The following is a 26,424-nucleotide window of genomic DNA, read 5'->3' as shown; positions in this document are numbered from 1 at the left end:
TAGACTGGAAGCCATGACCCCCGCGAACCCGACGTCCGTCCCTGCCCCCGGGAGCACCGCCCCCGTCCTCCGCGCGGACGGTCGGGCACCCGATCAACTGCGCACCATCACCATCACGCGAGGCTGGTCGAAGCAGGCCGAAGGATCGGCCCTCATCGAGTTCGGCAACACCCGCGTGCTCTGCACGGCATCGCTGACCAGCGGGGTGCCGCGGTGGCTCAAGGGGGAGGGGAAGGGCTGGGTGACCGCCGAGTACGCCATGCTTCCCCGCGCCACCAACACGCGCTCCGACCGCGAGTCGGTCAAGGGGAAGATCGGCGGCAGGACGCACGAGATCTCCCGGCTGATCGGACGGTCGCTGCGCTCCGTCATCGACACGAAGGCGCTGGGCGAGAACACCATCGTCCTCGACTGCGACGTCCTGCAGGCCGACGGCGGCACGCGGACGGCCGCGATCACGGGAGCGTATGTCGCGCTCGCCGACGCGATCCGGTACGCCAAGGACAAGAAGCTCATCCCCGCCTCGGCCTCCCCGCTCACGGACACCGTCGCCGCCGTGAGCGTCGGCATCATCGACGGCGTCCCCATGCTCGACCTGCCCTACGTCGAGGACGTGCGCGCCGAGACGGACATGAACGTCGTCGTCACCGGGTCGGGTACCTTCGTCGAGGTCCAGGGGACCGCGGAGGGCGCGCCCTTCGACCGCGCCGAACTCGATGCCCTGCTCGACCTCGCGCTGGTGGGCACGGCCCAGCTCACGCAGATCCAGATCGACACCCTCCGGGACTCGCAGGATGCCTGAGCCGTCCCGGCCCCGGCTCGTCCTCGCCACCCGGAACGCCGGCAAGCTGCGCGAACTGCGTGAGCTGCTCCGCGGGCAGGTGCCCGGGCTCGACGTCGACACGCAGGTCGTCGACGCCGCCGCCGTCGGCGCCCCGGACGTCGTCGAGAGCGGTGTCACGTTCGAGGAGAACGCCCTGCTGAAGGCCGAGCAGACCGCGCGGGCCACCGGCCTCCTCGCCGTCGCCGACGACTCGGGGCTGGCCGTGGACGTCCTGGGCGGGGCCCCTGGCATCTTCTCCGCCCGGTGGGCGGGCCGGCACGGCGACGACGCCGCCAACCTCGACCTCCTCCTCGCGCAGCTCGCCGACATCCCGCAGGAGCGGCGCGGCGCGGCCTTCGTCTGCGCGGCGGCCCTCGCACACCCGGACGGCGCACCGGCCGGGTACACCGAGCGCGGCGAGCTGCGGGGATCGCTCCTGACCGCAGCGCGTGGCGCGGGCGGGTTCGGCTACGACCCCATCCTCGTCCCCGAAGGACTCGACCGGACGTGCGCGGAACTCGCCCCGGAGGAGAAGAACGCGATCAGCCACCGCGGTATCGCGTTCAGGGCGCTCCTGCCGCACCTCGTCGACGCACTGCAGTAGCGGTCGACCGACGCACCTGCCAGCACCACCTGCCAGCACCACCTGCCAGCACCGCACGCCGACCGTCCCGCAGGACGGACCATGAGAGGGACGGATACACCGTGAGCATCACCCAGACAGTCCAGACGATCGACGTCGCAGCGGCGACCACGACGTCGGACGGCTCGGCCCTCGGCGCCGTCACGGACTGGGCGGTGAATCTGATGGAGACCATCGGAGCGCCCGGTGCCGGCCTGGCCATCGCCCTCGAGAACCTCTTCCCGCCCCTGCCGAGCGAGGTCATCCTGCCCCTGGCAGGCTTCACCGCCAGCCGCGGCAACTTCTCCCTGTTCGAGGCGATCCTGTGGACCACCATCGGCTCGGTCGTCGGCGCCTACGCGCTGTACGCCCTCGGGGCGTGGCTGGGCCGGGACCGCATGCGGCGGCTCGTGTCCAGGGTGCCGCTCATCGACCTCGAGGACGTCGACAAGGTGGAGGCATGGTTCGACCGGCACGGCTACCGGGCCGTCTTCTTCGGCCGCATGATCCCGCTCTTCCGGAGCCTCGTGTCCATACCGGCGGGCATCGAACGCATGCCGATCGGCAAGTTCCTCCTCCTCACCACGGCCGGAAGCCTCATCTGGAACACCATCTTCGTGATGGCCGGGTTCTACCTGGGCGAGAGCTGGCACATCGTCGAGCAGTACGCGGACACGTTCCAGAAACTCGTGATCATCGCCGTCGTCCTGTTCGCCGTCTACTTCGTCGTCTCCAAGGTGCGCAAGCACCGCGCGAAGAAGCGGATCCAGTGACCGGCGGGCCCGCCGGTGCCGCCGCGGACCCCCTGGTCCGCGTCTGGCCGCTGTTCGGGCTCGTGCTCACGACACCGCGGCTGGTGCTCACCCCGGTCCGCGACGATCATCTGCCGGAGCTGGTCGACGCCGTCCTTGCCGGCATCCACGACCCCGCGGAGATGCCCTTCAGCGTCCCGTGGACGGACGCGCCGCGGGAGGTCCTGATCACGGAGACGGCGAAGCACCAGTGGCGGATCCGCGCGGGGGTCTCGGCGGACGCCTGGACCATCAACTTCGCGGTGCTGCACGAGGGCCGCGTGATCGGCGTCCAGGACCTGACCGCCCACTCCTTCCCGCTGCTCCGGCGCGTCGGCTCCGGCTCCTGGCTCACCCGGTCCGTCCACGGTCGGGGGCTCGGGACCGAGATGCGGGCGGCCGTGCTGCAGTTCGCCTTCGACCACCTCGGGGCGACCTCCGCGGTGTCCGAGGCCGCGGCCTGGAACGGTGCCTCGCTGGGCGTGTCCACGCGGCTCGGTTACGCCCCGAACGGGACCTCGCTCGTGGAGGCCCGCCGCGGGGAGGTCGATGTGCAGCAGAACCTCCTGCTCGCCCGGGAGGACTTCGTCCTACCGGACTGGGTGGCCGACGTGCAGGGAGCCGACGCCGTCCGGGACCTGCTCATTCCCGGTACGCACCACTGACCGCGCGGCTCTCCGTGAGCAGGCGCGAGAGGTCCGCCGACGGGTCGAACAGCACCGCGTGGATGCCCAATTCCTTCGCCGTGGCGATGTTCGCGGGCGAGTCGTCGACGAAGGTCACCTGCTCCGGCCCGGCCCGGAGTTCGGCGAGGACGTGGTCGAAGATCGCGCGGTCGGGCTTGACCAGCCGCAGCGACGAACTGAAGAAGCTGTGCCTGAAGAGCCTCGTCCACGATGCGCCCGCGAACCGCGCGGCCATGGCCGCCGGCATATTGGACAGCACCGCCAGGCGGTCGCCCCGCCCGTCCAGGTCCTCGAGGACGTCGAGTGTGTCGAGATTCAGGTGCGACCACTGGTTCGCGTCGAGGATGTCGAGCCAGCCGGCACGGAGGGACCCGACGCGGCTGCCGCACACGAGCGACCAGTACTCGTCGGAGGTCAGGGACCCGGCGTCATAGGCGAAGCGGTGCCGCCAGTAGGCGGAGCCCTGGTCCTGGAGGTGGTCGACGCCGGCCGCCTCCGCGAGCAGGTCCCAGTCCTGGGGTGTCGGGGGCGTGGAGATCACGTTGCCGTAGTCGAAGAGGTACCACCGGTGCTGACTGTCAGTGCGGGCCATGGTCCAGCATAGGAACGCGCCCCGGGATACGGCACCGATGCTGCGGTGAACTTCGGGTGAACGGTCGGCGCCGGGGCAGCGGTAAACTGGGGACCGTGGGAATCGCGTTCACGGCCATCGACTTCGAGACGGCGAATGGCTTCCGCGGCTCCCCGTGCGCCGTCGGCCTGACCAAGGTCAGGGACGGCCGGGTCGTCGAGGAGGCCTCCTGGCTGATGCGTCCGCCCGTGGGCCACGACCACTTCGACTCCCGCAACATCGCGATCCATGGCATCACCTCGGCGATGGTCGAGGACGCCCCCCGCTTCGGCGAGCTCTTCCCCGAGATCGGGGGCTTCATCGGCTCCGACGTCCTGGTCGCGCACAACGCGGCGTTCGATCTCGGCGTCATCCGGTCGGCGCTCGAGGTCTCCGCGCTGTCGGGTCCCGCGTGGGACTACGCCTGCACCGTGGTGCTCTCCCGCAAGAGCTATTCGCTGCCCTCCTACTCCCTGCCGTTCGTCGCGGAGGCGGCCGGGGTGCCCCTGCTCAACCATCACGACGCCGTGGAGGACGCCCGGGCCTGCGCCGGCATCATGATCGACATCGCGCGCCGGTACGACGCGCCGACCGTCGAGGGCGTGCTCGAACGCCACAACCTCCGGCTCTCGCGCGCCGAGCCCTACGCGCCCGGCGTCGACGAGCTGTCGAAGGCGACGCGCACGGCCCTCGAGCGCGGCACGTCGCCCACGGGCTGGTCCGGCTGGCCGGAGGAGGGGGAGAACCCCCACGCAAACGCCCAGGCCGATCCGCGGCACCCGCTGTACGGGCAGACCGTGGTCTTCACCGGCAATCTCGGCATCCCGCGCCCCCAGGCCAAGGAGCGTGCGGCGCGCCTCGGAGCGCAGCCGGCGAGTTCCGTCACCCGGCGTACCACGGTCCTCGTGGTCGGGGACGGCTTCGTGGCATCCGACCTCCGCAACGGCCGCGTCACCGGCAAGGCACGGCGGGTGCTCGAACTGCACGAGCGGGGCCAGGAGATCGAGGTGCTGTCCGAGGCGGAGTTCCTGCAGATGACCGGCGGACGCTGGCCTGCCGACAGCCAGTGACCGCGACGCCGGCTGCCCACCCTCCGGTCAGAAGCGGAGGTCGACGCCGGTCAGCCGGGCCGACAGGTCGATCAGCCGGCTCGCGGCGTTGCGCTCCAGCGCGTGCCGCTTCGCGGGCACGACGACGGGCTGCCCCGTGAGCTGGAACCAGCCGTCCGGACCGCAGTAGGCGCCGTTCGGGATCTGACGGTCGATCGTGGCGCGGACCAGCGGCCAGGCGCCGTCGTCCTTCCCCTGCGCCACCGGCTCCATGACCCGCTGCCTCCACCGGGGCGCGGAGCGGTGCGCGGCGACCCCGGGGCGGTCCGGGGTCAGCATGCCGAGGGCCAGTCCCGGATGGGCGACGACGCTGGTCGCCTGGCTGCCGGTGGCGTCGAGGCGCCGGGCGAGCTCGAAGGCGAAGGCCATGACGGCGAGCTTCGACGTCGCGTAGGCGCGCGCACTGCTGTACGACGACGGCTGGAGGAACGACGGCGTGAGCCGCGCCCAACGGTGGCTGATGCTGCCGAGGTGCACGATCCTCGTGCCCGCGGCGGACAGCGACGGCAGGAGGCGGGCGATCAGCGCATAGTGCCCGAGGTGGTTGGTGCCGAACTGGAGTTCGAAGCCGTCCGCCGTCGTCCGCCGTCGCCCGGACCCCACCACGCCTGCGTTCGCGAGGAGGCCGCTCAGCGGCGCTCCGGCAGCGATCGTCGCGGCGGCCGTGCGGACGGACGCGAGATCCGCCAGGTCGAGGGGCTGGAAGGAGAGACCGGCGCCGGGATACCGGCCGCGGATGGCGTCCATGGCCCGCGCGGCCTTGTCGGCGCTCCGTGACGCCAGGATCACGTGGGCGCCCGCGGCGGCCAGCTGCTCGCAGGCGAAGTAGCCGAGACCGGCGTTGCCGCCCGTGACGAGGATGCGCTCGCCGGCGAGCGGAGGGAGCTGGACAGGGTTCCACATGGGACCAAGCCTAGAGCGCTCCGCCGTCCCCGGCCGCTGGGATCCGGCGGCCGCGGACGGGACGGGTCAGGAGCCGGTGGTCGCCTTCAGGAGGGTCCTGGCCATGGACCGGACGACGCCGGCCGCCCCGGGAGCGGTCAGGTAGGCGTCAGGCAGCGCGATCGTCCCGTGCAGTGCTCCGACGATGCCGCCCGCGAGCGAGGCCGCGACCACGGGTGAGGCGTCGGGCCGGCCGGCGGCCGCCGCATGTGCCAGCGCTGCAGCGAGCTGTTCGCGGGGCGATGCCGCGGACGCCCCCTCGCGAGCAGCCTGAAGGGCCGTTTCGAGGGTCGCGGCGGCCGTCGTCGCGTCCGCCCCCGTCCGTTCGGCGGGGGATCGGTGCGCGGTGACCCCCTCCGAGGCGGCACGTGCCGGATCCGTCCCCGTGTCCTCCGCCAGGTGACGCTCCTCGCCGCGCTCGGCGAGGACGGCCTCCTCGAGGGTGAGGCCGTCGATGGCGAGGGAGCGGATGACCCCGCTGTACAGGGCCGCGGTGGCCCGGGCGGCGGCGGACCCGTGCGTGAGGGCGGCGGCCTCGACGGTCAGCCGCTCGACCAGGCTGGCCGGGATGCGGGGCACCAGGCCGAAGGGTGCCGAACGCATCAGCGCACCCGCTCCCTCCGCCTCCGGGTTCAGCGGCCGTGCGCGGGTCCCCATCTCGCCGGTGAGGAGGGCCCGGACGGTGTCGGCGTCCGGTTCGTGCACCGGGAGGATGTCCTCCTGCCGGTCGAGCCACCGGGCGGGCGCTGCCGGCGCCCTGGGTGGGAGGTGCTCTCCCTGGCGCGTGAGCCACCGCAGATAGGCGAGCCACAGGCAGGCGGTCTCGTCGGCTGCGACGCCGTCGTTCGCCCACTCCAGCGCGTCCGTCAGGCCGTCGACGGTGTACAGCGTCAGGTGGGTGGCGTCCGAGACGGCCAGGTCCGAGGGATCGACCAGGGCGGGCAGCGGATCGTCCCCCGCTGCGTACAGGAGGCCGTAGGCGTCACCCGCCATCGTCCCGAGGAGGCACCCCAGCACCCGGTCCTCGTAGGCGGCTGCGGCCCCCTGTCGTGCATCCCCGGCGGCCTGCGCGTCGCCCGTGCCGAAGTCCGTGTCGCCGCCGGCGGCGGTGTTGTTCGTCATCACCCGACCAGTCTAGGAGGCGGGGCCCGGACCCCCACCCGATCGCGGCCCCGCCGCGCGCTGATCCATGGAATGTCGGCGTACGGCGGTAGCGTAAAAATCATGAAGATCCTTCACACGTCCGACTGGCACCTGGGCCGGTCCTTCCACGGCACCGGCACCCTCGACGCCCAGCGGATCTTCGTGGACAACATGGAGAAGACGGTCCGTGAGGAGGGCATCGACGTCGTCCTGATCTCCGGGGACGTCTACGACCGGGCCCTGCCCGCGGTGGACGTCGTCGCACTGTTCGACGAGGCGCTGGACCGGCTGACGATCGCCGGTGCCCAGGTGGTCATCAGCAGCGGCAACCACGACTCCGCGACCAGGCTCGGGTTCGGCGGGCGCATCCTCGCTCGCGGCGGGGTCCACCTGCGGACGCGCCTCGAGGACATCGCCGTCCCCGTCGTCCTCCCTCTCGGCGGGGAGGCCGACCTCGCGATCTACGGTGTGCCCTACCTCGAACCGCGGGTCGTCGCGGAGAGCCTGCAGGCGGAGGCCCCCACGCATACGGCGGTGACCACGGCGGCGCTCGACCGCATCCGCGAGGACCTGGTCCAGCGATCGGCCGCGCGGCGCACGGTCTCGATCGTCCTCGCCCACACCTTCGCCGCGGGGGGTGCCGGCTCGGACAGCGAACGCGATCTGGCGATCGGCGGTCTCGGAGCCGTGCCGCTCTCCCTCTTCGACGGCTTCGACTACAGCGCCCTGGGGCACCTCCACGGACGGCAGAGACTCTCGGGGACCGTGCGCTACTCGGGGTCCCCCCTCGCATATTCCTTCTCGGAGGCCAACCAGGCCAAGGGTGCCTGGCTCGTCGAGGTCACCCCGGACGGGATCGGTGGTATCCAGGCCGTGGAGTGGCCCGCGCCCCGCGACCTCGCGGTCCTCAGCGGGCGGCTCGAGGACCTGCTGGTCCGGGACGACCTCGCCTGGGCCGAGCAGGCCTACTGCCAGATCACACTCACCGACCCCGAACGGCCGGCGCGGGCCATGGAGCGCCTGCGCGCCCGGTTCCCGGACACGCTCGTCCTCGCCTTCGCGCCCGACGGTGGAGAGCAGGCCGACACCCGCACGTACAGCCAGCGCCTCGCCGAGGCCCGGGACGACGCCGAGATCTGCTGCGGCTTCCTGGAGCACGTGCGTGGCCGGAAGGCGTCGTCCGAGGAGCAGGCGCTCGTCCGGTCGACCGTCGACGCCGCACTGAGCCTCGCCCACGAACGGTAGGCCACCCCATGAGACTTCATCACCTCGAGATCCAGGCCTTCGGGCCCTTCGCCGACCGGCAGAGCGTCGACTTCGACGCCCTCTCGGCCCAGGGCCTGTTCCTCCTCAACGGGCCCACGGGCGCGGGCAAGTCGAGCGTGCTCGACGCGGTCTGCTTCGCGCTGTACGGCTCCGTCCCGGGGGCGCGCCAGGCGGCGAAGAGACTCCGGAGCGACCACGCGGCCGAGTCCCTCGCCCCGGAGGTCTCCCTCGAGTTCTCCGTCTCGGATCGCCGCTTCAGGGTCGAACGGTCACCGGCCTGGGACAGGCCGTCGCGACGCGGGAGCGGCACGACCACCGAACAGGCGCGCACCCTGCTCAGTGAGCGGATCGGCAGCGACTGGGTCCAGAAGTCCGCGCGGAACGACGAGGCCGGGCTCGAGCTGCAGTCGCTGCTCGGGATGGACAAGGAGCAGTTCACGAAGGTGGTGATGCTGCCGCAGGGCGAGTTCGCGGCCTTCCTGCGGGCGGACGCCAAACCACGCCGGGAACTGCTGCAGCGGCTCTTCTCGACCGCACGCTTCGAGGACCTCGAAAGGCTGTTCGCCGAGGAGCACCAGCGGACCGCCCGACGCCTCGCGGAGCAGGAGGGCCGGCAGCGGCACCTGTTCCAGCGTGCCGTCGACGAGGCCGGACGCCACGATCTCGCACCCGCGGACGTGGGCGCCGATCCCGATGCCCCGGACGCCTGGGCCGCAACCCTGCAGGCGCTGTCCCTGGCGCTCTCCGAACGCCGCGCCGCCGCCGCCCGCGAATCCACGGAACTCGCGGAGCAAAGTGCACTCGCCGACGGTGCGCTGGCGACGCTCAGGCACCGGCGGCACCGCTTCGACGCGCTGGCGCAACTCCGGGCGCAGCGCGAGGAGCACCGCGGCCGGGCGGAGGAGATCGCCGAACTGGTGGACCTGGCGCGACGCCACGACCAGGCCCGCGGGCTCGCCGCCCATCTCCGGCTCGACGACGAGGCGGCATCGCTGGTCGAGCAGGCGCGCGCCCGGCACACGGAAGCGCTCGACCGCCTCCGGCACAACGACACGGCCGGCGAGTACCTCGACGTTGGACCCGGGATCCCCGGGGGAGAGGGGGACGGCAGCGTCTCACGTGACGCCCTGACGAGCGCCTGCACGGCGTCCTCCTCCGTCCTGGCCGTCCTGCGGGCGGCCCTGCCGGACGAGCAGCGGCTGCTCGACGTCCGTGAGGGGCTGGAAGCCCTCGGGTCGACGATCCGACGCCTTGATGACGGGCTGGACGACGCCCGCGAGGGCATCGCGCGATTGCAGCGTCAGCGCACCGACGACGCCGGGAGCCTCGCGCCCCTGAGGGAGGCCGCCGACGGGCTCGCCCACCTCCGCACGGGCCTCGCCGCCGCGGTGGCCGCCGAGGAGACGGTGCAGCAGTACGGCGCCGCGACGAAGCGCCAGGCCGCAGCGGAGGCCGGCTACGTGCTGGCCTCGGAGCGGTTCCTGACGCTCAAGGAGGAGTGGCTGGCCAAGCTGCAGCTCCGGCTCGAGCAGGCGGCGCAGGAACTCGCCGAACAGCTGGAGGACGGCTACGCGTGCCCCGTGTGCGGGAGCACGGAGCACCCGGCCCCCGTGCCGTCGCCGGAGGGCGAGCGGATCAGCCTCGACGAGGAACAGGCCGCACGGCGCCTGCAGGCCGAGGCGGAAGCGGCCCTGCAGACGGCGCGCGAGGTGCGGGACCACGAGCGGCTCGCGGTGGCGCAGCTGGCCGCCCGCGGCGGCGAGGCCGTCCCCGAGGACGCCGCGGCAGCGACACGGGCAGCGCGCTCCACACTGCAGCGCGCCGAGGCCGCCGAGGTCGAGTGCGCCGCCGTCGAGGAGCGGATGCGCCGGGCGCTCGCTGAGGAGGCCAGGATCGGTGAGCTGCGGGACGCGCTGCGCGAGGAGCGCGCCGCCGCCGAGAGCCGGCGATCGTCCCTGACGGACCAGGACGCCGAGCTGTCCCAGCGGATCGCCGGGCTGCAGGCGGACGCACCGTCGCTCGCCGTTCGGATCGACGCCGTCCAGCGCGCCCACGACGACCTCGACCGCGTCCGGGAGACCCTCGACGCGCTGGCCCGGGCCACCGGCACGCAGCAGGAGAACGCCCTGCGGCTCCGGGACGCCCTCCAGGGGACACCGTTCGATGCAGCGGAGGAGGCGCGCACCGCCCTCCTGCCGGAGGAGCGCTCGGCAAGCCTCGCGGCCACGCTGAAGGAGTACGAGCAGCGCGGGCACCGCCTCGATGCCGCGGAGGACGACGACGCCGTCCGGGACACCCTCCGCGAGGAGCAGGAGGGGATCCTTGCGCCGACCGACGACGACGAGCGCCTCGCCGGCGCCACGGCCGACGACCTGAGGGCGAGGGCGCACCGGGCGGGCATCGGCGCCGAGGTGCTCGGGCACTCGGTGGTACAGCTCGAGTCGTACACCGGGCAGCTCGCCGACCTCGAGAAGGACATCGCGCCGCTCCGCGAGGAGGCCCACCTGGCCGCGGCGGTGGCCGACACCGCGCGCGGCGGCGGGGAGAACCTCTACAAGATGTCCCTCGCCACCTACGTGCTCGCTTCACGCCTCGAACAGGTGGCGGCCGCTGCCACCGAGCGGCTGCTGCAGATGTCGGACGGCCGGTACCAGCTCGTCCACAGCGACGCCACCGCAGGCAACCGGCGGTCCGGTCTCGGCCTGAACGTGATCGACGGCTGGACGGGGAACCGGCGGGACACCTCGACGCTCTCCGGAGGAGAGTCCTTCATGGCCTCCCTCGCCCTCGCGCTCGGACTGGCCGATGTGGTGCAGCAGGAGGCCGGGGGGCTCGACATCGAGACCCTCTTCGTCGACGAGGGTTTCGGCTCCCTCGACGACCAGGCGCTCGAGCAGGTCATGGATGCGCTCGAGGGACTGCGGAGCGGCGGACGCGTGGTGGGACTGGTCAGCCACGTGCAGGAGCTGAAGCAGCGGGTGAGCGCGCAGCTGCAGGTCGTGAAGGGCAGGCAGGGCTCGGTCCTCCGCTATGTGGAGCAGCCAGCCAGCGTGTAAACTCGGGGCGTTACCGGGTCGGGCGCATCGGGAGGAGGGACGATGCGCGTTCGATGCACCCGGAAAGCGCATGTACCAGACTCCTTCACCGGCCTCGCCGGACCCCACGCCGTCCCAGGACGCCCCTTCGACCCCGCCGCCGCCCGGCCCCGAGCGGTCCCGCCTCGGCAGGTTCGGCGTCCTCCCGCACCTCGCTGGCACCTCCTTCCTGGTCCTCGGCCTCTTCGCACGCCTTCCCCTGGCCATGCTCACCGTCGGCGCCCTGACGCTCGTCACCACGGCGAGCGGCTCCTATGCCGCGGGTGGCTTCTCGGCCGGCGCCGTCGGCCTCGGCTCCGCGCTCGGGGCACCCCTGCTCGGTCTCCTCGCGGACAAACGCGGGCAGCGGATCGTCCTGCTCGTCTCGGCCCTGCTCAACACGGCGGCGATCGTGGCCCTCCTGATCGTGACGCTGACCAGCGCGGTCTTCACGGGGGGCGCGCTGACGCTCGTCCTCGGGGCAGCCTTCGCCGTCGGCTTCACCTGCCCCCAGATCGGTCCGCTCGCCAGGGTCCGCTGGATGGCGATGACCCGGCGGAGCCCCCGGTCGGCCCTGGACACCGCACTGTCGTACGAGGGCACAGCGGACGAGCTGACCTTCGTGCTCGGGCCGGCCCTCGTCGGGCTGCTCGCGAGCCTGATCGCCCCGTGGCTCCCGCTCGCGCTGGCCGCGACCCTCACCATCACCCTCGTGAGTGCCTTCGCCGTGCACCGGACCGTGGTCTACAGCGATCGGGGATCCCTGGACGCCCGCACCCTCGCCGACGACGCCGGCACACGCGCCGACGGTGGCCTGAGGGCTGCGTCGCACGCGGCCCGCCCCTCCGCGGCCGGGGCCCCCCGATTCGCCCTCGTCCTGCTGCCCGTGGCGGGCATGGTGGCGGTGGGCACGTTCTTCGGCTCCACCCAGACCTTCCTGACAGCCTTCTCGGGCCAGTTCGGAGCCACCGAGTCGTCGGGCCTGCTCTACGCGGTCATGGGCCTGACCTCGGCGGTCGCCGCGCTGTCCGTCGCCTACTGGCCGCAGCGCCTCCGCCACACGACCCGGTGGATGGCCTCGGCCGCGGCCATGACGGTTGCCGCGGCCGCCCTGGCCCTGCCCGCCTCGATCGCCGCCATGCTCGTCGCCCTGCTGTTCCTCGGGCTCTTCGTGGGACCCACGATGGTCACCATCTTCTCCATCGGCTCCGCGGTCGCACCGGCCCACCGCCTGGGCACGGTCATGACGCTCCTCGCGAGCGGCATCGTCGCCGGCACCGCCGTCGGGTCCGGACTGGCAGGGATCCTCGCCGAGACCGGGGGTGCTGCGGCCGCCGTCGTCGTCCCGGCGGCCGCCGCGGCCGTCCTACTCGTCCTCGGGTCCGTGTCCGCCATCGCGCTGCGGCACGTCAGCCGGGCCTGAGGCGCCCGCCCCGATGCTCAGCAGGCTGACAATCGCCGCGCGTCACGCATAGGATCGTAGGACACCCAGATCCAGGAGGACGCATGAGCACCGAAGGCACCGAGCGCGACGACGCCGCAGAATCACAGGGCGCCGGCCCCGAGGGCACTATCCCGGCCAGTGAGGACGGGGTGGCAGCCGGCTCCACGGACGAGTCGAGCAACTTCGAGCCCGAGGAAGATGCGGGCGAGGGGCGCTAGCCGGCTCGATCGTACGACGACACCGTGAAACTGCGCCCCCACCGGATCGACCGGCGGTGGGCGCAGTTCCACGGTGAGGACCACGAGCACACCGGCTGTCCGGCCGGCGACGCCCGGGGTCAGCTGATGCGGGGAGCGCGGGCGGGCGGATCGGGGATGTGGACGTTCCCCGTGAAGACACCGCCGGTGACGAGGTCGCCGTCGTCGGTCCCGCCGGAGCCCACCGGCGAGGCGAGGCGGGCCACGGATGCGACGGACGCCATGGTCCGGGCGTCGACCCGGACCTCGTCACGGCTGCGGAGCTGCAGGGCCACCTCGTGCGCGTCGGGCCGGAGTGCCGGATCCCTCGCCGTCATCCGGCGCAGGAGTCCGCTCCACTCCGGCTCGAGGGAATCGGGCACGTGGGGATCGCGCAGGAGCCGGGCCAGCGCGGCCTCGACCACCGGGCCGGGGAACGACTTCTCGCCGGTCAGGCATTCGAGGAGCACGAGGCCCAGCGAGTAGATGTCGCTCCGCTCGTCCAGCGGGTCGCCCTTGGCCTGCTCGGGGCTCAGGTAGTTCGCCGTGCCGATCGTCGCGCCGACGGCCGTCGCCGTGGTGGCCTCCACCATGCGGGCGATGCCGAAATCGGTCAGTTTCGGGTACAGCCGCGTCCCGTTGTCCCCGCTGTGGAACATGAGGATGTTGGCGGGCTTCACATCCCGATGGATGACGCCCTCCGAATGGATGTACGCCAGCGCATCGGCGAGGTCCGCCCCGAGTTGCGCGACGTCGTCGGCGGGCAGTGCGCCGCGCTTGAGCAGGTGCCGGAGATCCTCGCCGTCCACGAGCTCCATGACGAGGAAGCCGGCCGTGCGGCCCTCGTGGTCCTCGTGCATCCCTGCATCGTGGAGGGTCACGAGACCCGGGTGGTTCAGGGTGGAGAGCAGGATCGTCTCGGTGTGCTGGCGGCGGTAGTCGTCGTCGGTGGAGGTCGTCGGGTTGAAGAGCTTCACGGCGACGTCGCGCCCGAGGTTGCGGTCCACCGCGCGGTACACGGATGCCGTGCCGCCGACCCCCAGCAGGTCCATGGTCTGGTATCGGTCCCCGAGGAGAACGGTCACGCGTGTCCTCCCGCTGGTGGTGATGGTCGGCGATCGCCGGCGCACCCTAAGTGTGCTGATCAAATGTCAGTATAACGCGAGGGCTCGGTGAAGATACCGCACTGCCATGCCCTTTACCAAACCTTGATCAGGGGTGGGTCACGCCAGGAAAGCGACCGCCGCATCCTTGAAGAGCCTGGCGGTGATGGCGTTGGAATGATCCCTGCCCGGCAGTGTCGTGATGCGGGCATCGGGCGCCCAGTCCCGGAGGTCGGTGATGCCCTCCGCGTACTCGTCCTGGTCTCCGGCGACCAGGAGCAGGGGCATCTTCGGGACGGCCTGCTGCGGGTCGAACGGCTCCGTCTTGATGGCGGAGACCATCGCGAGCAGCGAGGGGAGATCGTTGTGCGGTCCGGCCTGCGCCATGCGCAGGAGGTCCGCCGTCGTCGGGTCCTGCGAGGCGGGCCCGCCCGCGAGGTGGAGTTCGGCCCCCGGAAGATCGAACGTCGCGAGCGGATCGGCGGTGCCCGGCCCGCCGAGCACCATCCTGCGGACCAGCTCGGGTTGGGTGGCGCCGAACTCCCAGGCCAGGCGCGACCCGAGGGAGTAGGCGACGACGTCCACGCCGGACCCCGGCACGTCACTGCGCAGGGGGAGGACCCGCTCGTCGAAGAGGGCCTGCAGGATGTCCGCGCGCATGCGGCTCGGTGCGTAGGCTCCCGCGTCCTCCGGCGCCGCGCTGTCCCCGTGCGCGGGGAGATCCACCATGATGACGCTACGCCCGGCGTCGTTCAGGAAGCGGACCCAGCCCGTGTCCACCCAGTTCTGCCGGGACGAGGAGCCGAAGCCGTGCAGCAGCAGGACCGGCGGCAGCTCGAGTGGCTCACCCGCATCGCTGCGCGTGATGGACAGGCGGGGGTCGACGCCTTCGACGAGGTGTACGGAATGGTGGTCCATGCCTCCCATCGTAAGCGCGCCGGGATCGGGCAGGTCGCGGGACACCCCTTCGAGGGCCGAGGCGGGACGAGAAGGCTGGTCGAATCGTCCGACGTGAGTTATAGTCATTTTGACCCTAACAAGTGGGACTCATCCAGCGGACGGAGGATGGGCGTGTACGGCTCGGCCAACGTCTCGGAGCGGCAGTCCCAGGCTCCCGCCCTCGCCATCTCGACCGTGATCTTCGCGCTCCGCACCGACCCCTCATCGGGCCGGTCGGAGATCTGGCTGCCGCTCGTCCGCCGCATCAGGCAGCCGCACCTCGGCAAGTGGGCGCTGCCCGGCGGCCCGCTCGGCGCCCGGGAGTCGCTGCAGGACGCCGCCTCGCGGAACCTGCGGGACACGACGGCGCTCGATCCGACCTACCTCGAGCAGCTCTACGCCTTCGGCGGGCTGGACAGGTCCGCCACCCAACGGCTCGTGTCCATCGTGTACTGGGCCCTCGTCCGTCCCGATCAGGCGGATCTGGCCCGCGACTCGGAGAACGTGCGCTGGTTCCGCGCCGCCGAGGCGGTGGGCCTCGCCTTCGATCACGACGAGATCGTCGCCTACGCCCTGGAGCGCCTGCGCGGAAAGGTCACCTACGGGTCCGTCGCCTATCACTTCCTCGGCGATCGCTTCACCCTCGCGCAACTGCGGGGCGTCTACGAGGCCGTGCTCGGCAAACACCTCGACCCGGCCAACTTCCGGCGCCAGCTCCGATCGGCGCAGGACATCGCCGCGACGGACGAGGTCCTCCATGGCGGCCGGAACCGGCCGCCGCGCCTCTACCGCTACACGGGACCGCATTCCGGGGCGCCTGCTCCCGGGACGTCGACCTCCGGCGCCGAGCCACCGACCGCGCCGGCGTCCTAGCCCACCCCCGACGTCGTACCCGAGGTCGGCCCCACCTCCAGCCCCGCTGCCGACCGCCGTGCCGGCCCCATCCCAGGGAGAAGCCCCATGTCCGTCACCACCGCCATCCAGCTGATCACCCGCGGAGAGGCCGGGGCCCCCGGGGCCGCCGGCGCCACCGGGACCTGCACGCCGGACCTCGCGCAGAACCCCTGGGCCTTCGATGCCCTTCCCCTGCCCGACTACGGCCCGGGCGCGTCCATGTTCGACACCGCCCCGGCCGCGACCCCCCGGCAGGGGGAGCTGCCCGAGGAGTACAGGACGGCGTCCGCCGAGGACCTCGACCGGCGTATCCGCGTGGCCCGGGAGACCCTCGGCGAGTCCGTCGTCATCCTCGGCCACTTCTACCAGCGCGACGAGGTGGTGCAGTACGCCGACTTCGTGGGCGACAGCTACCAGCTCGCCCGCGCCGCCACGGAACGCACCGCGGCCGAGGCGATCATCTTCTGCGGGGTGCACTTCATGGCGGAGACGGCGGACATGCTCTCGACGCCGGAGCAGGCCGTCATCCTCCCCAATCTCGCCGCCGGCTGCTCGATGGCGGACATGGCGGACATCGACTCCGTCTCCGAGTGCTGGGACCAGCTCACCGCGCTCCTCGGCTCCGCGCCGGACGCCCACGGCCGCCGGCCCGTGATCCCCGTGACGTACATGAACTCCTCGGCGGCCCTGAAAGGCTTCTGCGGGGAGAACGGCGGGATCGTGTGCACCTCCTCGAACGCGGCCGCCGTGCTGGAGTGGGCGTTCGAGCGGGGCCAGCGGGTCCTGTTCTTCCCGGACCAGCACCTCGGACGCAACACCGCCAAGGCCATGGGTGTGCCGCTGGAGCAGATGCCCCTGTGGAACCCGCGCAAGCCCTGGGGCGGCACGGACGAGCAGACGCTCAAGGACTCCCGCGTGATCCTCTGGCACGGCTTCTGCTCGGTGCATCGGCGCTTCACCGTGGCGCAGATCGAGAAGGCCCGCGCCGACCACCCCGGCGTGCGCGTGATCGTGCACCCCGAGTGCCCCATGGCCGTGGTCGACGCTGCCGACGAGGCGGGATCCACCGACTACATCCGCAAGGCGATCGACGCCGCCGCACCCGGCAGCACCTTCGCCGTCGGCACCGAGATCAACATGGTGAACCGCCTCGCCGCCCAGTACCCGCAGCACACCATCTTCTGCCTGGACCCGGTCATCTGCCCGTGTTCCACGATGTACCGGATCCACCCGGGCTACCTGGCCTGGGTGCTCGAGGGGCTCGTGGAGGGCCGGGTCCTCAACCGCATCACGGTGTCCGACGCCGTCGCCGAACCGGCCCGCGTCGCGCTGAACCGGATGCTCGCGGTCCGGCCATGACGGCGGATGCCGTGCAGCGCGCGGTCATCGTGGGCTCGGGCGTCGCCGGACTGCAGACAGCACTCGTGCTGCGCAGGCTCGCGCCGCACTGCGAGGTGGTCCTCGTCTCCAAGACGGCGCTCGCCGAGAGCAACACCCGGTACGCGCAGGGGGGTATCGCCGCCGTCGTCCCGGACGCGGCTGCCGCCGGCGCGCACGACTCCGTCGCCGATCACATCGCCGACACCCTGACCGCGGGTGCGGGCCTGGCCGAGCCCGAGGCCGCCGCCGTGCTCTGCGAGGGGGCGGCACAGGGGATCGCCGCCCTCCAGGCCGCGGGGGTCGTCTTCGACGCCTCCCCGGCCGACGCGGCGGTGCCGGCCAGGGGCCGGGAAGCCGCCCACTCCGCGCCGAGGGTCCTGCACCTCGGCGGCGACGCCACCGGGGCGGGGCTCGTCGCGGCGCTCACCGCCGCGGTGCGCCGCGACGCCGGCATCGAGGTCCTCGAGGACACCCTCGTGACGCACGTGCTGCTGCACGACAGTTCTACCCAGGACGGCGATGGCGGCGAGGCGGCCCCGTCCTCCAAGGACGACCGGCGCGCCTCGGGCGTCGAGGTGCTCCACGGCGGAGTCGCGCGGACCCTCCGGGCGGACGCCGTCGTCCTTGCGACCGGCGGGGCGGGTCAGCTCTTCGAATCCACCACCAACCCGCGGATCGCCACGGGCGACGGCGTCGCACTGGCCTGGCGTGCCGGGGCCGCGGTGACGGACCTCGAGTTCTTCCAGTTCCATCCCACCTCCCTCGACGTCCCCGGCAACCCGCTGATCTCGGAGGCGGTCCGGGGCGAGGGGGCACGCCTGGTCGACGCCGACGGTCACCGCTTCATGGCCGACTACCACCCGGACGGAGACCTCGCGCCGCGGGACGTCGTCTCGCGCAGCATCGCGCAGCACCTCGTCGGGAGCCGCTCCCGCAACGCCTCCGGCGACGGCACACCGGAAGGGCGTCGGCGTACCGGCGTCTACCTGGACGCAACGGCGCTCGGCCGTGCGTTCCTGACCCGGCGCTTCCCCACCCTCACGGCCCTGACCGTGCAGCACGGCTTCGACTGGTCCTCCGCGCCCGTCCCGGTGGTGCCGGCCGCCCACTACTGGATGGGCGGCGTGCGGACGGACACCTCGGGGCGGACGTCGGTCCCGGGCCTCTTCGCGGTCGGTGAGGTGGCCCGGACCGGAGTGCACGGCGCGAACCGGCTCGCCTCCAACAGCCTGCTCGAAGGAGTGGTGTTCGGTGCCCGCTGTGCCGCCGCGCTCGCCGCCGGCGGAGGGAGGGCGCCGTCTTTCGACGTCGAACACCTCGACCTCGAGGCGGAGGAGACGGCCACGCAGTCGTTCACGCGCGGCGACCTGCAGGCCGTCATGACCGACCACGCGGGAGTGCTGCGCACGGGCACCGGCCTCGACCTCGCCCGCAAGCACCTCGCCTCCTACCGTCCGGACACCGACCCCGAGCTGGCCAACCTGCTGCTGTGTGCGCGGCTGCTCGTGCACGCGGCGTCCCGACGCTCCGCGTCCTGCGGGGCGCACCACCGCTCGGACCAGCCCGATGCCGCCCCTCCGGCTCCCGCCCCGAGCCGGTCCTACGTTCGAGCCACCGAAGGAACCCACCCATGACCGAGACCGCCACCGTCCCACCCGTCCGGCAGGACGCCGTCGAGCCCGTGCGGCCACCGCAGCACCTGATCGACGCCGTCGTCGCCGCCGCCCTCGCCGAGGACGCGCCGTGGGGGGATCTCACCTGCCAGGCCCTGATCGGCCCGGACCAGCGGGCGACGGCGACCATTACGGCCCGCGAGCCGGGCGTCCTCTGCGGGACGGCCGCCATCGAGGCCGCGATGCGCCTCACCGATCCGCGGATCCGCGTCGCCTTCCCCCGCTCCGACGGGAGCGCCTTCGCCGCGGGGGACACCATCGCGGAGATCGAGGGACCGGCCGCCGGCATCCTCACCGCCGAGAGGACCGCCCTCAACATCGCCCAGCGGCTCAGCGGGATCGCCACGATGACCCGCGCCTTCGTCGATGCCGCCGCCGGCACCCGCGCGCGCATCACCGACACCCGCAAGACGACGCCGGGGCTCAGGGTCCTGGAGCGCTGGGCCGTCCGGTGCGGGGGTGGCTCGAACCACCGCTCGGGCCTGTCCGACGCCGTCATGGTCAAGGACAACCACCTGGCGCTCCTCGCCGTGGACGGCCCGGAGGCCCTCACCGAGGCGCTCCGCGCGGCGCGGTCCAGGCTCCCGCACACCGTGCACGTCGAGGTGGAGGTGGATCGCCTGGACCAGATCGAGCCCGTGCTCGCCGCCGGGGTGGACACCGTCATGCTCGACAACTTCACGCTGGATGACCTCGCCGAGGGCGTGCGGCGGATCGGCGGCCGCGCGCTCGTCGAAGCCAGCGGCAACGTCCGCCTCGACACGGTACGGGCGATCGCGGCCACCGGCGTCGACATCATCTCCGCGGGAGCGCTCACCCACAGCGTGCGGTCCCTCGATCTGGGCCTGGACTTCGTCGCGCAGCGGGCGGCGATCATGGACCCGGGAGGGCGGCCATGATCTACCTCGACGCCGCTGCCACCGCGCCCGCCCGGCGTGAGGTCCTCGAGGAGATGTGGCCCCTGCTGACCACGACGTTCGGCAACCCCTCCAGCCACCACACCTACGGCGAGGCCGCGGCGTCGGACTACGCCCGCGCCCGGTCCCGCATCGCCGCGCTGCTCGGCTGCAGGCCGGGGGAGATCATCTTCACCTCGGGCGGCACGGAGGCGGACAACCTGGCCCTCAAGGGCATGGCGCTCGCCGCCCCGCGCGGTCGGCACCTCGTCACCAGCGCGATCGAACACCCGGCGGTGCTGGAGGTCCTGGCCTACCTGCGGGAGTTCCACGGCTTCCGGATCACGGTGCTGCCCGTGTCCGCCGCTGGCCGGATCTCGCCGTCGGACCTTGCCGCCGCGCTCGAGGAGAGAACCACGCTGTGCACCGTGATGTATGCGAACAACGAGGTGGGCACCGTCCAGGACGTCCCCGCCCTCGCGGAGGTCTGCCGGCGCGCAGGCGTACCCTTCCACACCGACGCCGTGCAGGCGGCGGGATGGCTTCCCCTGGACGTCGACCGCCTCGGCGTCACAGCGCTCAGCATCTCGGGGCACAAGCTCGGCACACCCAAGGGCATCGGCCTGCTGTACCTGCGCTCCGGCACGCCGTGCGAACCCGTGCTCCACGGCGGCGGCCAGGAGCGCGGGCGCAGGTCGGGTACGGAGAACGTGGCCGGCGCGGTGGGGCTCGCCCGCGCCCTGGAGCTCGCCCGGGCAGCCCTGCCCGGTGCCGCCGACCGGTCGGCGACCGCCCGCGACGCCCTGACCGCGCGGGTACTCACCGATGTGCCCGGGGCGCTCCTCACGGGCGACGCCGTGCGCCGGCTCCCGAATCTCGCCTCCTTCTGCTTCCCCGGCGTCAGCGGGGAGGCGATCCTCCTGGAACTCGAGCGCCGCGGCGTCGTCTGCTCGAGCGGGTCCGCGTGCGCGGCGGGATCCTCCGAACCCTCCGGCGTCCTGCTGGCCCTCGGCCTGGACGGCGAGACGGCGCAGAGCGCCGTGCGGCTCTCCTGGACGCAGGACACGTCCTCCGCCGATCTGGCCCAGGCGGCCCGCGCCGTCGTCGATGCCGTGAAGGCCGTCCGGTCCCTCGGCGCGGCACACGCGGGCAGCCCCGCCGGAGCCTAGACTGGCCGCACCGAGCCACACCCAGGGAGGGACGCCATGGAGCACGGACCGTCCGGAGGGCCGGGTGGGCGACTGCCGCAGGCCCTCGCCGCTGCCGCTCTGACGCTGATGCTGGCCACCGCGTGTACGGGCCCCGGGGGCGACGGCGGCGCGCCGTCGTCGCCCGCGACGACCGCCGTGACCGCGACGGCCGAACCAGCCGAGGCCGCGGCGGCGCCCCTGCGTGAGGCACGCGAGGGCTGGAAGGTCTTCACCGATCCGGGGCGGCTTCTGAGCTTCGAGCTCCCCGAGGCGTGGGTGGTGCAGCTCCTGGAGCCGGAACCCGGGGTCTACGCCCCCGATTCGCTGCACTATGCGGTCCGCACGCCGGAGGGCGTGACGACCGCCGAGCTGCACACCGGCATCCAGACGCCGGAGGCGCCCTGCCCCGAGGCGGAGCGGACCCCCTACTACGTCATCGGCAGCGAACCGCTCGAACTCACGGGTAAAGCATCGGCGGATGCGGATGTCGAGCCGCGCTTCGTGATCCGGCTCATCACGGGCTTCCGGTTCTTCGCGGCCTACGGCATCACCGATCAGGCCGGCGGCGCGGACGGTCTGGCCTGCACGCTGTCCAACACCGTCGAGGGCGGCGACGCCCTCGGCCGGGTCAGCTTCGGCGACCTCGAGGTGCTGGCACCGAAGGCGCCCGCGAACACCGGACCGCAGACGGTCACCTTCGGGACGATCGGGGAGGCCCAGGCCTACTACGACACCCCGGACTTCGCGACCATCCGCGAGATGCTCCGCTCCCTCCGGATCGCCCCGGGCACCACCGGCTGACCTCCTCGCGCAGCGAGTCCTCAGTCGACGGGCTGCAGGGCCCCGAAGTCCACTCCGGTGAGCTCGGCGCTGCGGTTCCAGAGGCGCACCGCGACGTCGCGGTCCAGCACGCGGGGCACAGGGGCGACGAGGCGGGGTGCGCCGCGGGTCTCGCCGAAACCGGACGGCCCGTAGTAGTCCCCGCCCCGGACGTCGGCAGCCGTTGCCGCGTAGAGGACGGGCAGCGCGCCGGCCGCGGCGGACTGGCCCATCAGTGCGACGAACCCCGAGAGCACGTCGAGTACCGCGGGCATCTTCATGCCGGCCGTCAGGTTCGTGGTGGCCCCGCCCGGATGCGCTGCCACCGACGTGAGGTCCCAGCCCGCGGCACGGGCGCGCCGGTCGAGCTCGACCATGAAGTAGAGATTGGCGATCTTGCTCTGTCCGTAGGCGGCCCACCGGCGGTAGCGGCGCTCGGACTGCAGGTCGTCGAAGTCGATGCGCCCCCGCTTGTGGGCGAGGCTCGAGAGCGTGACGACGCGGGAGGACCCTGCCTCGCGCAGGTTCGGCAGCAGCAGGCCCGTCAGGGCGAAGTGGCCGAGGTGGTTGGTGCCGAACTGCAGTTCGAAGCCGTCGGCCGTCGTGGACCGCGGCGTCGCCATCACCCCGGCATTGTTGACGAGGAGGTGCACCGGACCGCTGAGCCCGGCCGCGAACTCGCGGATGGACTGCTGGCTGGCGAGATCGAGGAGGCGCAGCTCGACCCTCTCGCTGCCCGTGATCGAGCGGACCCGCTGCTCGGCCTCGCGCCCGCGCTGCTCGCTGCGGCAGGCGAGGATGACCTCGGCGCCCTTCCTCGCGAGCCCGACGGCGGTCTGGAGACCGAGCCCGCTGTTGGCCCCGGTGATGACCGCGCGCCTGCCCGTGAGATCGCCGATCGCGTCCGCTGTGAAGTCGTCGTTCATCCTGGTCCTTACTGTTCGTGCGTCCTGCCCCGGGGTCCGCGGGGTTCGGTGTCAGGCGCCCAGCCGGGCGTTGATCTTGTCCGTGAGGGCCTTGAGCTGGTCCATCTCCTCGGGGTCCAGGACGGGCGCGAGGACCTCCCGGATACGCTGCACATGCCCCGAGCCGATCCGCCGCTGGAGCGCCCTGCCCTCCTCGGTCAGCGCGAGTTCGATGCCCCGGTGATCGGTCGCGGCAGGCCGCCTGCGCACGAGGTTCCTGGCCTCGAGCCGATCGACCATGCGGCTGAGGCTGGGCTGGCTGATCAGGAGGTGGTGGTTCAGCTCGTTGAGGCGCGTCCAGCCCGTAGGGCACCGGCTGAGGTTGAACAGGACGTCGTACTCGCGAATGGGCAGGTCCTTGAAGGAGGGGTCCTGCCGGATGCGCTGCATGATGCCCACCTGCGCACGGAAGAGCGACTCCCACGTCTCCGAGGCCTGGCGGACGGAAGCCGTCGACTCGGCGCCCCCGACGCTCGCCGGGCCGTCGGCGGGTTCGTCGGCGGGGTCGACGGCGGTGGGCAAGCGGTCAGCCATGGCGGTTTCGGGCCTCCTGCCGGGGCACCGGCAACTAGATACGGACGCATCGAGTCTACGCCGTCCTCCTCCCGCCGGCCCACCGGTCAGGCGGTGGCCTCGGCCTCCCGGCGCAGCGCCCGCTGCTCGCGCCGGCCCTCGACGAGCCGGTACAGGACAGGGACCAGGACGAGGGTCAGCGCGGTGGAGGAGACGAGTCCGCCGATCACCACGATGGCGAGGGGCTGCGAGATGAAGCCACCCTTCCCCGTCAGGCCGAGGGCCAGCGGCGTCAGGGCGAAGATGGTCGCCAGCGCGGTCATGAGGATCGGCCGCAGGCGCTGACGGGCGCCCTCGCGGATCGCGTCAGCGACGGGCATCCCCGGTCGGCCGTCGTGGGGGAGGCGGTACTGGTTGATGAGGTCGATCAGCACGATCGCGTTCGTGACCACGATGCCCACGAGCATCAGCATGCCGATCAGGGAGGGCAGTCCGAGGGGGGTCCCGGTGATCAGCAGCAGGGCGATGGCGCCGGTGGCCGCGAACGGGATGGACACGAGCAGGATCAGGGGCTGGAGGAGGCTCTTGAACGTCGCGACCATGATCACGTACACGATGGCGACGGCGGCCCACAGCGCGAGGAACAGCTGGTCGAACGATTCCGCCTGCTGGCTGGAGGCACCACCGATGGTCGCGGTGGCACCGGGTGGCAGGTCGATGCCGGCCAGGCGCTCGTCCACCGCCCCCGTCAGGGTGCCGAGATCGTTACCGGACGGCGTGATCGAGATCCGGGCCGTGCGCTCACCGTTGGAGCTCGTCACCGACAGCGGCACCTGGACCTCCTCGACGGACGCCACGTCGGTCAGGGGGACCGGCCCCGTCGCCGTCGGGATCCGCAGGTCCCGGAGCTGGTCGAGGCTCGAGATCGTGGTCCCCTCGCCGATCAGCACCGGGAAATCGTCGGTATCGAAGCGCACCGAACCGGCCGGGACCGGGCTGATGCTGCCACCGAGGAGGCCCGCGATCTGGCCTTCGCTCAGGCCCGCCTCGACGGCCGCCGTGCGGTCCACGTCGATCTGGACCTGCGGCTGGGCCGCCGCCAGGTTGCTCGTGATCTCGCCCGCGCCGTCGAGCCCCTGGAGCCCCTCGAGGACGGCGCGGTCCGCGGCCTGCAGATCCGCGGTGACGGGCGCCGTGATGTCGATGTCGATGGTACTGGAGGTCCCGAAGCCGCCCTGCTGGCTGGACAGGGAGATGGTGCCCGCGTCATCGAGGCCCTCGAGGTCCTGGCGCACGGACTCCTGCAGGCCTTCCTGATCCGCGTCCTGGTCGGTGATGACGGTGAAGGTCGCCACCGAGGCGCCGCCGGAGAACTGCGCCGCGAATGCCCCGTCGGCGTTGCCGACCGTCAGTTGCACGTCGCGGATCTCCGGGTTGTCCATGAGGACCTCCTCCGTCCGGGCCGCCGTCTCCGCCGTCGTCGCCAGGCTGGTGCCCGGGGCGAGGGTCTGCGTGATGGAGAAGCTGTTCTGGCCCGAGGAGCCGAGCAGGTTGGTCGGCAGGAACGGGACCATGGCGGCCGTTGCGCCCAGGACGATCACACCGCTGATGAGGGTGATCACCGGGTGGCGCTGGGTGCCGGTGAGGATCGGGAGGTAACCGCGCTGGAGGAGGGACGGCCGATCGTACGGCTCCGCCCGGGAGGCGGGGGATGTGGCGGCGGCCAGGGAGGTGGAGGGAACGGCGGAGGCGGCCGGGGCCGCGACGTGGCGGGCCTCGTGGGGTGCCGGGGGTGTGCGCCTCAGGAACCAGTAGGCGAGCACCGGGATGATGGTGAGGGACACGGCGAGGGAGGCCAGCAGGGCGATCCCGGTGGTGATGGCGAAGGGGCGGAAGAGCTCTCCGGCGAGGCCGCCGACGAAGCCGATCGGAGCGAAGACGGCCACCGTGGTGAGCGTCGAGGCGGTGATGGCTCCGGCCACCTCGCGCACCGCCGTGAGGATGGCCTCCCGTTTCTCCTCCCCGTACCCGAGGTGCCGCTTGATGTTCTCGATGACGACGATCGAGTCGTCGACCACGCGCCCGACGGCGATCGTCAGGGCGCCGAGGGTCAGCAGGTTGAGGGAGTACCCCGCGACGTACAGCCCGATGAACGTGATGAGCAGGGACAGCGGGATCGAGATCGCGGTGACCAGGGTGGAGCGGACCGAGAGCAGGAACACGAGGATGATCAGCACGGCGAAGCCGAGGCCCAGCAGCCCCTCGGTGGTGAGGTCGTCGATGCTGCGTTCGATGAACGGGGCCTGGTCGAAGACCACGGTGATGTCCGCGGCGTTGCCCAGTTCGGTCTCGAGCTCGGGAACGAGGCCCACGATCTGCTGGGAGATCTCCACGGTGTCGCCGTCGGGCACCTTGGTCACCGTCAGTGCGAGCGTCTCGATCCCGTTGGTGCGAGCGACGGAGGTGGGCTCGTCGTCGGCCAGGCCGACGTCGGCGAGGTCGCCGATCGTGCTGACCGGACCCGGGGAGGGGGTGTCCGAGGAGGGGAGCACCGGGAGCGCCTCGATGTCCTCGAGGGACCCGATGCGGCTGCCCGCCTGGATGGTCAGCGATCGCGGGTCCTCCTCCAGGCTGCCGACGGGGAACAGGGCACCGTTGTCCTCGAGGGTGCTGCTGATGTCGCCGACCGTCAGGTCCGCGGCGGCGAGGGCGCCCTCGCGCGGAAGGATCGCGACGTGCTGGGTGGATCCTCCGGAGACGTCGGCGGTCCGCACGCCGTCGATCTTCTGCAGGCGGGGGACGGTCAACCGGGCCAGGTCACCGTTCAGTTCGCTCAGCGACTGGTCGGAGGAGACCGCCATGAACACGATCGGCAGGTCGCTGATGCTGCCGGCGAGGGCCTGCGGCTCGACGTCCTCCGGCAGGGTGGGGCGCACCGTGGAGATCGCGCGGTCCACCTGCGCCCGGGCCCGGTCGAGGTTCGTGCCGTACACGAAGACGAGGCTGACGGTCGAGATGCCGGAGCGCGAGGTGGACGACGACGACTCGAGGCCCTCGACGCCGCTCAGCGCCGCCTCCAGCGGCCCGCCGACCTGCTGGTCGAGGTACTCCGGGGACGCCCCGGGCAGCGCGGAGATGACCGTGATCTGCGGGAACTCGAGGGACGGGATGAGTTCCTGCTTGAGGGAGCCGAGGGTGATGACGCCGAAGACGGAAGCGAGGATGGTGATCAGCGCGATCAGCGCCCTGTTGCCCAGGGAGAAGTGAGCCAGACGGAACAAGGAACCTGCCTTTGATGCTGGGGTC

The 26,424-nt window shown here is 72.3% G+C and carries 23 protein-coding genes; 15 read left to right on the top strand and 8 right to left on the bottom strand.

Going from position 1 to position 26,424, the window contains the following annotated elements; translation table 11 throughout:
* Positions 1–13: 13 nt before the first annotated feature.
* The 4 genes from rph (at position 14) to AC4D2F_RS04200 (ending at position 2,901) form a co-directional block, all read left to right on the top strand.
* Positions 14–802 (top strand): ribonuclease PH, encoded by a 789-nt coding sequence (gene rph / locus AC4D2F_RS04215; RefSeq protein ID WP_104165612.1) that lies wholly within the window; start codon positions 14–16, stop codon positions 800–802.
* Positions 795–1,427 (top strand): RdgB/HAM1 family non-canonical purine NTP pyrophosphatase, encoded by a 633-nt coding sequence (gene rdgB / locus AC4D2F_RS04210; protein ID WP_490909599.1) that lies wholly within the window; start codon positions 795–797, stop codon positions 1,425–1,427. Before rph ends, rdgB begins: the two co-directional genes overlap by 8 nt.
* A gap of 101 nt (positions 1,428–1,528) precedes the next feature.
* Positions 1,529–2,218, top strand: a complete 690-nt coding sequence (locus AC4D2F_RS04205; protein WP_490909598.1) for a DedA family protein — start codon at positions 1,529–1,531, stop codon at positions 2,216–2,218.
* Entirely contained in the window at positions 2,215–2,901 is a 687-nt protein-coding gene (locus AC4D2F_RS04200; protein ID WP_490909597.1) for a GNAT family N-acetyltransferase, read from the top strand. Before AC4D2F_RS04205 ends, AC4D2F_RS04200 begins: the two co-directional genes overlap by 4 nt.
* On the opposite strand, the gene AC4D2F_RS04195 is transcribed toward AC4D2F_RS04200, so the two are convergent.
* Positions 2,879–3,514 (bottom strand): HAD family hydrolase, encoded by a 636-nt coding sequence (locus AC4D2F_RS04195; protein WP_490909596.1) that lies wholly within the window; start codon positions 3,512–3,514, stop codon positions 2,879–2,881. The genes AC4D2F_RS04200 and AC4D2F_RS04195 overlap by 23 nt on opposite strands.
* A 95-nt stretch (positions 3,515–3,609) precedes the next feature.
* On the opposite strand from AC4D2F_RS04195, the gene AC4D2F_RS04190 reads away from it, so the two are divergent.
* Complete coding sequence (locus AC4D2F_RS04190) at positions 3,610–4,602, top strand: exonuclease domain-containing protein (protein ID WP_490909595.1); 993 nt, start codon at positions 3,610–3,612, stop codon at positions 4,600–4,602.
* Between the two features lie 27 nt (positions 4,603–4,629).
* On the opposite strand, the gene AC4D2F_RS04185 is transcribed toward AC4D2F_RS04190, so the two are convergent.
* Positions 4,630–5,544 (bottom strand): SDR family NAD(P)-dependent oxidoreductase, encoded by a 915-nt coding sequence (locus AC4D2F_RS04185; RefSeq protein ID WP_490909594.1) that lies wholly within the window; start codon positions 5,542–5,544, stop codon positions 4,630–4,632.
* A 66-nt stretch (positions 5,545–5,610) separates the two neighbouring features.
* Positions 5,611–6,705, bottom strand: a complete 1,095-nt coding sequence (locus AC4D2F_RS04180) for an ADP-ribosylglycohydrolase family protein (protein WP_490909593.1) — start codon at positions 6,703–6,705, stop codon at positions 5,611–5,613.
* Positions 6,706–6,807: 102 nt separating this feature from the next.
* On the opposite strand from AC4D2F_RS04180, the gene AC4D2F_RS04175 reads away from it, so the two are divergent.
* From AC4D2F_RS04175 to AC4D2F_RS04160, 4 genes are all read left to right on the top strand, one after another.
* A complete protein-coding gene (locus AC4D2F_RS04175) occupies positions 6,808–7,971 on the top strand; it encodes an exonuclease SbcCD subunit D (RefSeq protein WP_490909592.1) in 1,164 nt (387 codons plus the stop codon).
* Between the two features lie 8 nt (positions 7,972–7,979).
* A complete protein-coding gene (locus AC4D2F_RS04170; RefSeq protein ID WP_490909591.1) occupies positions 7,980–11,048 on the top strand; it encodes an AAA family ATPase in 3,069 nt (1,022 codons plus the stop codon).
* A gap of 70 nt (positions 11,049–11,118) precedes the next feature.
* Positions 11,119–12,489 (top strand): MFS transporter, encoded by a 1,371-nt coding sequence (locus AC4D2F_RS04165; RefSeq protein WP_490909590.1) that lies wholly within the window; start codon positions 11,119–11,121, stop codon positions 12,487–12,489.
* 83 nt (positions 12,490–12,572) lie between these two features.
* A complete protein-coding gene (locus AC4D2F_RS04160; RefSeq protein ID WP_490909589.1) occupies positions 12,573–12,728 on the top strand; it encodes a hypothetical protein in 156 nt (51 codons plus the stop codon).
* A gap of 119 nt (positions 12,729–12,847) precedes the next feature.
* On the opposite strand, the gene AC4D2F_RS04155 is transcribed toward AC4D2F_RS04160, so the two are convergent.
* Positions 12,848–13,831, bottom strand: a complete 984-nt coding sequence (locus AC4D2F_RS04155; RefSeq protein ID WP_490909588.1) for a serine/threonine-protein kinase — start codon at positions 13,829–13,831, stop codon at positions 12,848–12,850.
* Positions 13,832–13,969: 138 nt separating this feature from the next.
* Complete coding sequence (locus AC4D2F_RS04150) at positions 13,970–14,767, bottom strand: alpha/beta fold hydrolase (protein WP_490909587.1); 798 nt, start codon at positions 14,765–14,767, stop codon at positions 13,970–13,972.
* A 147-nt stretch (positions 14,768–14,914) separates the two neighbouring features.
* Here AC4D2F_RS04150 and AC4D2F_RS04145 point away from each other — a divergent pair, with 147 nt between their 5' ends.
* The 6 genes from AC4D2F_RS04145 (at position 14,915) to AC4D2F_RS04120 (ending at position 21,622) form a co-directional block, all read left to right on the top strand.
* Positions 14,915–15,661: an NUDIX hydrolase gene (locus tag AC4D2F_RS04145; RefSeq protein WP_490909586.1), complete on the top strand. Its 747-nt coding sequence runs from the start codon at positions 14,915–14,917 to the stop codon at positions 15,659–15,661.
* An 87-nt stretch (positions 15,662–15,748) separates the two neighbouring features.
* Positions 15,749–17,041 (top strand): quinolinate synthase NadA, encoded by a 1,293-nt coding sequence (gene nadA, locus AC4D2F_RS04140; RefSeq protein ID WP_490909585.1) that lies wholly within the window; start codon positions 15,749–15,751, stop codon positions 17,039–17,041.
* On the top strand, positions 17,038–18,696 hold the full coding sequence (gene nadB / locus AC4D2F_RS04135; protein ID WP_490909584.1) for an L-aspartate oxidase: 1,659 nt from the start codon (positions 17,038–17,040) through the stop codon (positions 18,694–18,696). The genes nadA and nadB overlap by 4 nt, the downstream gene beginning before the upstream one ends.
* Positions 18,693–19,634, top strand: a complete 942-nt coding sequence (gene nadC, locus AC4D2F_RS04130) for a carboxylating nicotinate-nucleotide diphosphorylase (protein ID WP_490909583.1) — start codon at positions 18,693–18,695, stop codon at positions 19,632–19,634. Before nadB ends, nadC begins: the two co-directional genes overlap by 4 nt.
* The gene (locus AC4D2F_RS04125) at positions 19,631–20,800 is read left to right on the top strand and encodes a cysteine desulfurase family protein (RefSeq protein WP_490909582.1); all 1,170 of its coding nucleotides are present in this window, start codon (positions 19,631–19,633) and stop codon (positions 20,798–20,800) included. Before nadC ends, AC4D2F_RS04125 begins: the two co-directional genes overlap by 4 nt.
* Positions 20,801–20,836: 36 nt before the next feature.
* Positions 20,837–21,622 (top strand): hypothetical protein, encoded by a 786-nt coding sequence (locus AC4D2F_RS04120; protein ID WP_490909581.1) that lies wholly within the window; start codon positions 20,837–20,839, stop codon positions 21,620–21,622.
* A 20-nt stretch (positions 21,623–21,642) separates the two neighbouring features.
* On the opposite strand, the gene AC4D2F_RS04115 is transcribed toward AC4D2F_RS04120, so the two are convergent.
* The 3 genes from AC4D2F_RS04115 to AC4D2F_RS04105 all read right to left on the bottom strand — a co-directional run bounded on the left by AC4D2F_RS04115 (position 21,643) and on the right by AC4D2F_RS04105 (position 26,399).
* Positions 21,643–22,566, bottom strand: a complete 924-nt coding sequence (locus AC4D2F_RS04115; protein WP_490909580.1) for an oxidoreductase — start codon at positions 22,564–22,566, stop codon at positions 21,643–21,645.
* Between the two features lie 51 nt (positions 22,567–22,617).
* Positions 22,618–23,139, bottom strand: a complete 522-nt coding sequence (locus AC4D2F_RS04110) for a MarR family winged helix-turn-helix transcriptional regulator (protein ID WP_104165579.1) — start codon at positions 23,137–23,139, stop codon at positions 22,618–22,620.
* An 86-nt stretch (positions 23,140–23,225) separates the two neighbouring features.
* Positions 23,226–26,399, bottom strand: coding sequence for an efflux RND transporter permease subunit (locus AC4D2F_RS04105; protein ID WP_490909579.1), 3,174 nt, complete (start codon positions 26,397–26,399; stop codon positions 23,226–23,228).
* Between the last annotated feature and the right edge of the window lie 25 nt (positions 26,400–26,424).

This window comes from Arthrobacter sp. TJ-263, assembly GCF_058269155.1.
The sequence above is the reverse complement of the archived record's forward strand: the minus strand, read 5'-3'. Positions and strand labels throughout refer to the sequence as shown.